We start from the raw sequence: 7,872 nt of genomic DNA, 5'->3' as shown, positions 1-7,872 counted from the left end.
CAGGATGAGGGCTGCGCAGGTTTAGAAATCACTTTAGATGGCCCGCGTCTTCAGTTTCACTGCGATAGCCGCTTTGTGTTAGCCGGCGCCGACTGCGAAGCTTGGCTGGATGCGCAGGCATTGCACAATCATTGCGTGTATCAGGCTAAAGCCGGTCAAATTTTAGATATTGCCGCAGTAGCAAGCGAGGGGGCTCGATGTTATTTACTGCTGGCTGGCGGGATTGACTGTCCAGATTACTTAGGCTCAAAATCAACATTTACCCTGGGACAATTTGGTGGCCACAGCGGCCGTGCACTGCGCGCCGGCGATATGTTGTCTATTGATGCTGTGGCGTTTGATCAAGCCTGCTTCGATCAACAGGCGGCAACAAACGATTTACAGCATAGTCTGGCACAGCGCTGCCAGCTGCAGGTTATCTATGGCCCCCATGGTGCGCCAGATTTTTTTACCGAAAACGATATCGCACAATTACTGCAGCAGTCATGGACAGTGCATTATAACTCATCGCGCACCGGCATTCGTCTTATTGGCCCGAAACCTGAATGGGCGCGCGACAATGGCGGCGAGGCTGGTCTGCACCCGTCAAATATTCACGACAACGCCTATGCCATTGGCGCGGTTGACTTTACCGGTGATATGCCGGTAATACTTGGGCCAGATGGACCATCGCTGGGCGGCTTTGTTTGCCCGCTAACCGTCATTCAGGCCGATCTTTGGAAACTTGGCCAGCTACGCGCCGGTGATCAGATTCAATTCATCCCAGTCGAGCAGGCGCAGGCGGTGGCTTATCATGCCGATTTACGACAAGCGCTGCTTAAGCTTGAAGTGCCGCCACCGCTATTGCCACCCTGCGTTATACAGCACCAAGCTCTGCTAAGACTCGATCAGCAAAACCCACAGGTCACCTACCGCAGTCAAGGCGATGCCTTTTTGCTGATTGAGTACGGCGAGATGCAGCTTGATATTGCGCTGCGTTTTCGGGTGCATGCCTTAATGCTCAGTCTGCAACAGGCTAACATACCGGGCGTGTTAGAATTAACGCCTGGAATTCGCTCCTTACAGGTGCACTATCAAGCAGAGCGAATTAGCCAGGCAGATTTATTACAGCAGCTGGTCGCACTCGAGAGCGGTTTAGCACCCGAGACTTTGACTGTACCCTCACGCATAGTGCATTTACCACTGAGTTGGGATGATGCGGTATGCCAACAGGCCAGTGCTAAATATCAGCAATCCGTTAGACCTGACGCACCCTGGTGTCCTGACAATATTGAATTTATTCGTCGCATTAACGGCTTAAGCGATGCAGACGCGGTTAAACAACTGGTGTTTGATGCGCACTATTTAGTGATGGGCTTAGGCGATGTTTATCTGGGTGCACCAGTGGCGACACCGCTAGACCCCAGACATCGTTTAGTGACAACTAAATACAACCCGGCCCGCACTTGGACTGCCGAAAATTCAGTAGGTATTGGCGGTGCCTATATGTGTATCTATGGTATGGAGGGCCCAGGCGGTTATCAACTGCTGGGGCGTACCCTACAAATGTGGAATCGTTATCATCAAACGGCCGATTTTAAAAATCCCTGGCTGCTGGATTTTTTCGATCAAATTCGCTTCTATCCAGTCAGCGCCGACGAGCTAACAAGCCTGAGGCAAGGCTTTTTAAGTGGCCAACACCGCTTGAAAATTGAAGCAAGCGAATTTTCTTTAAGTGATTACCAAGCTTTTCTTACACAGCAGCAAGACAGCATAAAAGCGTTTGAAGCACAGCGTCAGCAAGCCTTTGACGGCGAACTGCAACACTGGATTGCCAACGATCTATTGCATTTCGACAGCACAGCTGCGGATATTATCGAGCACAGCGAGATTCAACTAGACGATGGCCAGCAGCTGGTCGAATCGGCCTATTCTGGCAGCGTCTGGCAGTTAGCAGTAGCGGCAGGCGATACGGTCACAGCTGGACAGACGCTAATGATTGTTGAGTCGATGAAAATGGAGATTGCCGTGCCCTGCCCTGCCGATGGCTATATTGCTGAAGTGCTGAAAACCCCTGGGCAACGCATTAGCGCTGGCGACGCGTTATTTATCTTAGGCTAATCTGCGATTATTACGAGGACAACAAAGTGTCAACATCTGTACTTGATTCCAACGAGCTCGATTTAAGTTTTGCCGGCCTCAAGGCCCACTATCAGGCTGGCGATTTCACCCCGCGCGAATGCATATACTTTCTGCATCAGCAATCGCTGGCGCTGAACCAAGACAACCCTATTTATATTCAGCTGCTCAGCCTTGATACCTTAGATAGCTATCTTAGTTATCTAGACGATAAAGATCCTAACGAGCTGCCTTTATACGGCGTGCCCTTTGCGATTAAAGACAATATTGACTTAGCTCGCATAGCCACTACGGCTGGCTGCGCCGAATATGCCTACACCCCAGAGGATTCAGCGTTTGTAGTGCAGCAGCTGATCAAGGCCGGTGCGATACCGATGGGCAAAACCAATTTAGATCAGTTTGCCACAGGGCTAGTGGGCACACGCTCGCCCTGGGGTGCTGTTAAGAACAGCTTTAACCCAGACTATATTTCCGGTGGTTCTAGCGCTGGCTCGGCAGTTGCAGTAGCCCTGGGCTTGGTCAGCTTTGCGCTGGGCACCGATACCGCAGGTTCTGGACGCGTGCCTGCGGCGCTGAATAATTTAGTAGGGCTGAAGACCTCACGTGGCATTTTTTCCAATCAAGGCGTGGTGCCCGCCTGCAAAAGCCTCGATTGTGTGACCGTATTTGCGCTGCATCATCACGATGCTAAGCAAGTATTATCGCTTGCTGCAGTGGCTGACCCTAAGGATGCCTTTAGCCGCAGTTTTCAAGCACTGCATCGTGCTAAACGCTATCCTGAACAGTTTCGCTTCGCGGTGCCGTTGCAAAAGCAGCGACTGTTCTTTGACGATGCAGAATACGCAGCAGGGTTTGAACAGGCCATCGAGCAGCTGCAAGCCATTGGTGGTAGCCCAGTTGAGATTGATATACAGCCACTGTTAGATGCAGCGCTGTTATTGTATCAAGGCCCTTGGGTGGCAGAGCGCGTCGCCGCCGTGGGCGACTTTATTCAGGCACAGCCTGATGCCGCACTGCCGGTTATTCAAACCATTATTGGGCAAGCGCCTGCATTTTCCGCTGTCGATTTTTTTAATGCTGAGTATCAAATGCAGGGCTATCGCCAATATGCTCAGGCGATTTTTAATCAGGTCGATGTATTGTTAACCCCCACCTTACCCAAACATTACACGATTGCTGAACTAGACGCTGAACCCATCTTATACAATAGCCACAATGGTCTATATACCAATTTTGTCAACCTGTTAGACCTAGCCGCGATAGCGTTACCAAGCGGTTTTACCGCTGACGGCCTGCCGTTTGGTATTAGCTTATCGGCACCGGCACTGGATGACTTCGCACTGCTGGCTTTGGCTGAACGGTTTTGCGATGCCAATGCACTGCCGATGGGCGCCCTTGCTAGGCCTTACCCGAAGCAATCTACAGCCATTGCTAAAGCTTGTGAAATGATAAACAGCGATGACTTTATTGATGTCGCCGTCTGTGGCGCACACTTATCTGGCTTTCCACTTAATCACCAACTCACCGACCGCGGCGCCTGTTTAATTGCCAGCACTAAAACCAGTGAGGCGTATAAATTGTATGCCTTGGCGGGCGGGCCGCCCTATCGTCCAGGCTTGATTCGTGATGCGCACAATGGCGTGCAGATCGAAGTAGAAGTTTGGCGTATGCCAAGCGCGCAATTTGGCTCTTTTGTCGCCGGTATTCCTGCGCCCTTAGGGATTGGCAAGGTGGAATTAAGCGATCAGCAGTGGGTTTGTAGTTTTATTTGCGAACCCTATGCGATTGAAACGGCAGAAGATATCAGTGAATACGGCGGTTGGCGCAGCTATCAGCAATCATAGCAGCGCTAATACGTTTTTGCTCTCAACGAGCATGCGCTAATCACATAAAAGATAATATATTTATATGATTTCGCTGCTATTATGCCTTAGCTGTGTCCGGCGCAGTTTGTTTATCGAGTGCCGCGGCGGGCAGATGTGCAAGCATTGCTGCCACTAACAAAATAACGGCGGCAAGATTTATCATGCTGGAAAAGTCATCAGCCTCAGATAAATAAGCGCATACCATCGGACCACTGGCTAAGCCCATCTTAGAGAAAAAGCCAGCAAGGGCTGCCGCCTGCCCAGAATCATCGAAACTTGAGCACATACCCAATAGGTAAGATATCGCGAATGCCCAGGTGATTCCAACAATGCTATTCGCCAGCCAGTACATCAGGGCAGAATCACTGGCATGTAACATTAAGGTAGCAGCAATGGTAATAAGAATCGACAACAACAGTGGCCAACGTCGATTCATACGGTGTGCAATCAGAATCACAAGAACCGAGCCTAACAGCGAAATCCAAGCAGCCTGACCTAATGTATTACTAATAAACGTAATGTCTAAGGCTGCCTGTTTACCAATCGAAATAATATAGGCAAATATACCCATGTTCGCAGCCTGGAACATAAACGTAGCCAATAAGGCCGCGAGCAGAAGATATTTATAGCGGCGACTGAGAAACTTAACGCCCTGTGATTGCTGTTGACTAGCATTGCCCGCATGCAGCTCTGGAATCAATGGCAGCAGCAAAATATTGACAATATTAAAAGCTATCAAAGTGGCGAACAATGCTGTCGTACCATATTCAGGTAGCAAGGGTGGGATATAAATCAAACCTAAACCGCCTAAACCAAACTGCACGGTTAGCAAGTAGCCAAAACTTCGCTCGACGTTCTTGGTTTTCGCCATCAGCGAGAAAGCTATACCAACAATCATGCCGCCAACCGTACCGTGTACAAAACGCACCGCAATCAAGCTACTGAAATCCGTTAAAAAAATCGACAAGCTGTCCGCTAACATCATCGCCAGCAATAAAACTACACAACTCATACGCCAAGGTATTTTTGCAACGATAAAAATCGCTGCAAAGGCGCCAAATGCAGCGCCATAAACATTCGACGAACTGATAATACCCGCTTGTTTATTGCTTAAGTCTAAACCCACGATTAAGCCTTCAACAATCGCCGGCATGATATTGACATAAAATAAACCCGAGGTAGCCAATAGTGCCAACAGCAAGCGCGTTACATGTCCATCAGGGTTAACCTGAAAAAAACTTTGTGGTTCAGCTTTATCGGCTAAGTCAGAATATTGCATAACGGCACCGTTTACTCAGATGACTGTTGTTTGTCAGGTCGCGCCAGAGGACCTAATTTATTTAAGGCGGTAAAATCTTTCGAAGCCTGATAGGCGCTGAACTCAATTTTACTGTCGCGAAAACTCTTTAAGGTCTGACCTAAACCCATCATGCCCTTTTCACGACTGCGACTGACTTGATCAAGGTCTATATGAACTGGCATAAACGCTTGCCGCTCACCCGCCTGATGCAAAACGCGGCCATCAGGGTCGACGATTATCGAAGCGCCGTTGCCAAATTTGCCGGCAACGTTAATATTAAAATAATACGCTTGGCTAACGACCGCATTGGTGCGCGCAATCGACAGCTCTAATTCACGATCAACTGTGCTGGTCATGGTAGGGTTAATAATAACCTCTGCGCCAAGACAGGCCAGTTCTCGACTCACCTCAGGAAACCATTGGTCATAGCAAATGGATAAGCCAAATCTACCAACCTCTGGCACATCAAATATACCAAAGCTGTCACCAGCACTAACACCTGACTCATAGGGTTGAAAGGGAAATAACTTGCGGTATTGCAGAACACATTCACCGGCCGGATTAAACACCATGGCGGTGTTATAAACGTGCTCGCCAGCTTGTTCGAACATAGAACCTGGAATTAACCAAATTTGGTGCTGTTTAGCCAGCTCTGCATAGCGGCTAAAGCTTGGGTTCGGCAGGGTTTGCGCATTGGCTTTGCTGGGGCCAAAACTTACCAGCTCACCCAAGATCACCATATTTACCCAAGGAAACGTTCGCATATACTGATCGACAGCCTTACAAATAGCGTCGACATTGTTCGTGCCTTGCAAATCATACTGCAAGCCAGCGATGGCAAAATTGCGCATAAAATAATGTCCAAATCGTTGATGCTGCTACCTTACGTGATCACTCAGAGTGGCCATAGCACCAGTTGGATTATGCTGACTGGACCAGATATTTGTCGCCGTTTATAGATAATCCGTAATCAGTTCAGCATGCTCAATCAAGTAACCATATTGGTCATATAATTTCAGCGAATTGCCATCTTTGACCACTTGATAGCCCACTAGCTCTCCCCATTGCCAGCGGTTCCATTGCCGATAAAGCTTGTCATTTTCGACAAACCAAAGCCCGCGATCACAGTCTTCATTACTGAAGCCAGCCTGACCAATGAGTCGCCCGTCGGCAGCAAAATCGATTGTGCATGGATCGCCATAGGCAATTTTACACAATAGCCTGGCATTGCTAATGATTGCCTTCAGTCGCTCGCCGGTGAGTAACTCGCCGCCCGCACTATCGAATGACTGCTGCGGGTTTTGTTTTAAATCATGGATCAGATTTCTCAATGCAACGACGCCGGCACGAATATGGTTAACTGGCAAACTGGTGATAGCCATGCGAAATGAATGTTGGTGCTCATTATCCGTTGCATAATAGTCGCGCATCGGCTCGATTAATAAGCCCTGCTTTTGCGCCTCCGACACCAGCGTATCAAGCTCGATCGGATCGCTCAGGGTCATCATCAATGCGGTACCGCCTTTGGCAGGAATAATGGCCACATCGAATAATAAATAGTAGTTAACCGCACGGCGCAGCTCTACCCATCGCTCGGACAATACCTCATGACAGCGCGCAAGATAGGAGTCGAAATAGCCTTGCGATAAAAAATAAGCAGCGGCACGCTGATTATTCATCGGTGGATACTGCACCATAATTTGCCGCAAACGTCTGGCTTGCTCAATAATCTCAGGCGCCGCCACCATAAAACCAATGCTTAATCCTGGTGTAAGCGCTTGTGACAAACAGCCGAGATAGATCACCCGATTATCTTTATCCATTCCACGAATAGCGACCTGCGGCTTATCAAGATAATTACTTTCGAATTCGGCGTCGTCCTCAATAATTAATTGATCAAAGCGCGCGGCTTTTTTTAACAGCGCTTTACGCCGCGATGGCGACATAGTGACTGAGGTTGGATTTTGGTGACTTGGAGTCACGTAGATCAGCTCGGCTGCGTCTAATTTGTCATCAATCAGCATGCCTTCATGATCCACCGGCTGATGAATAATATCAGCGCGCTGACGCTTCAAGGTAGATACCAACGCCGGATATGATGGCTCTTCGATCGCAACTTTCGTAGCTTTTTGCACCAATAAATCCGCCAGTAAGTAAAGTGACTGTTGCGAGCCAATGGTGATCAAAATTTCTTCTTTACGCGCTTGAATGCCGCGACGTGGCAAAATTCTTGCGGCTATTTGTTCAATCAGCAAGGGGTCGTCCTGACCGCCGCTGTCGTTACACCACTCATAAGTATCGCGCACGCTCATGGCTAAGCGTGAAGCCTCGCGCCACTCACGAATAGGAAACAGGCTGTTATCATATTTGCCATAAATGAATGGATAAGGCGCCATTTTCCAGTCGCTTGGACAGTCAAAATTCGCCTCAGGTAAAGGTTTTGCTGCGCAGCGCTGGCGCCACTGCGGTGATAAGGTTTGCGTGCTTGGCAGCTGTTTAGCTGACTCCACTCGGCCCTCTAAAATTTTCGGGTTAACATAAATGCCGCTGCGTTCGCGTGAAATCAGATAATTTTCTTCAACCAGCTGC

The 7,872-nt window shown here is 48.9% G+C and carries 5 protein-coding genes; 2 read left to right on the top strand and 3 right to left on the bottom strand.

Translation table 11 applies throughout. From position 1 onward, the window contains the following. Window positions 1-2,100, top strand: a 2,100-nt coding sequence (locus tag HRU21_07560) for a carboxyltransferase domain-containing protein (protein ID NRA42153.1), incomplete at its 5' end; no start/stop codon positions are given. Window positions 2,101-2,126: 26 nt separating this feature from the next. Next, a complete protein-coding gene (gene atzF / locus HRU21_07555) occupies window positions 2,127-3,962 on the top strand; it encodes an allophanate hydrolase (GenBank protein NRA42152.1) in 1,836 nt (611 codons plus the stop codon). A 79-nt stretch (window positions 3,963-4,041) separates the two neighbouring features. Here the strand turns inward: atzF and HRU21_07550 are convergent, their stop codons facing one another. The 3 genes from HRU21_07550 to HRU21_07540 form a co-directional block, all read right to left on the bottom strand. Then, window positions 4,042-5,262, bottom strand: coding sequence for an MFS transporter (locus tag HRU21_07550; GenBank protein ID NRA42151.1), 1,221 nt, complete (start codon window positions 5,260-5,262; stop codon window positions 4,042-4,044). A gap of 11 nt (window positions 5,263-5,273) precedes the next feature. Further along, on the bottom strand, window positions 5,274-6,134 hold the full coding sequence (locus HRU21_07545) for a carbon-nitrogen hydrolase family protein (protein ID NRA42150.1): 861 nt from the start codon (window positions 6,132-6,134) through the stop codon (window positions 5,274-5,276). Window positions 6,135-6,236: 102 nt separating this feature from the next. Continuing rightward, on the bottom strand, window positions 6,237-7,872 hold a 1,636-nt coding region (locus HRU21_07540; GenBank protein NRA42149.1), incomplete at its 5' end, for a PLP-dependent aminotransferase family protein.

It is taken from the genome of Pseudomonadales bacterium (assembly GCA_013215025.1).
GTDB lineage: Bacteria > Pseudomonadota > Gammaproteobacteria > Pseudomonadales > DT-91 > DT-91.
Note: the sequence above shows the minus strand (reverse complement) of the source record. Positions and strands in the feature narration are given on the sequence as shown.